General features: G+C 66.5%; 1 protein-coding gene. It reads left to right on the plus strand.

Annotated features, from left to right (window positions below; translation table 11 throughout):
* On the plus strand, window positions 1-1,203 hold a 1,203-nt coding region (locus tag ACFWUY_RS41750), incomplete at its 5' end, for an IS30 family transposase (RefSeq protein ID WP_384122325.1).
* Between the last annotated feature and the right edge of the window lie 25 nt (window positions 1,204-1,228).

Genomic DNA, 1,228 nt, shown 5'->3' on the forward strand with positions numbered 1-1,228 from the left:
GGCGGTTTCCATCGGTGGTTGCGACTCCTGGAAGGAGTCGATCCGATGTCGAGGTATCCGCCGAACCGTTTGCCCTTGTCGGTGTCGAAGAGGTACTTCGAACTGCGTAGAGGTGGCCTGAAAGGGGCAGCCGCTGCCCGCCGAGTGGGTGTATCCACCAGCGCGGGTTCCCTGTGGTTCATCAAGGCTGGACGCATGCTCCTGCCCGATGTGCCCATCGACGGCCGCTACCTCACCCAGGATGACCGCATCGCCATCGCCGAGGGACTGCTCGCCGGCCATACGGCCGCGCGCATCGCCGAAACGATCAGCAAGCACCGCTCAACGGTCTACCGGGAAATCTCCCGCGGCCGGGCACCCGACGGCCGATACAGCCCGTGGTGGTCACACAACCAGGCCATCCTGCGCCGGGCCCGCCCGAAGCCGGAGAAGCTCCGCACCAGTGCCGCACTGCGAGAGGCGGTCAACGGCAAGCTGAAAGAGCGCTGGTCACCACAACAGATCACTCGTCACCTCGCCCGCACCCGCCCCGGTCAACCCGACATGAACGCCTGCCCGGAGACCATCTACCGCGCCCTCTACAACGGCCTCCTCGACAAACGCACCGCCCGCCTGCGCACACGCAGGACTCGACGGAAGAAGCAATGCCGGGGCATACCGACCAAGAACGCCATCCCGAACATGCGGCCGATGCACACCCGCCCTCGCGAGGCCCAGAACCGCGGACGGGCCGGGCACTGGGAGGGCGACCTGATCGTCGGCAAACGACAGGGATCCGCCATCGGCACGCTGGTTGACCGCGCAACCCGCTACACGCGTCTCATCCACCTGCCCGAAGGCTGGAAAGCCCCGCAGGTCCGCGACGCCCTCGTCGCCCAGACCGCCGGCTGGCCCGCCTCGCTACGGCGCACGCTCACCTGGGACCAGGGTCGCGAGCTCTACCACCACGAGGAAATAGAAGAGCTCACCGGCTTCAGGACCTACTTCTGCGACCCGCACTCACCCTGGCAGCGCGGCACCAACGAGAACACGAACGGCCTGCTCCGCGAGTACTTCCCGAAAGGCACGAACCTCGCCCAGTACACCGCTCGCGACCTCGCGCAAGTCGAACGCGAGCTCAACGAACGACCCCGTCTCGTCCTCGGAGACCGAACACCGGCCGAGGCCATGAGACGCTGGTCAAGAGACCTGGCCTACCACTGAGTCGCAACCACCAGTGGAAACCGCC

Origin of the sequence: Streptomyces sp. NPDC058664 (assembly GCF_042716635.1) — a bacterium.
Taxonomy (GTDB): Bacteria; Actinomycetota; Actinomycetes; order Streptomycetales; family Streptomycetaceae; genus Streptomyces.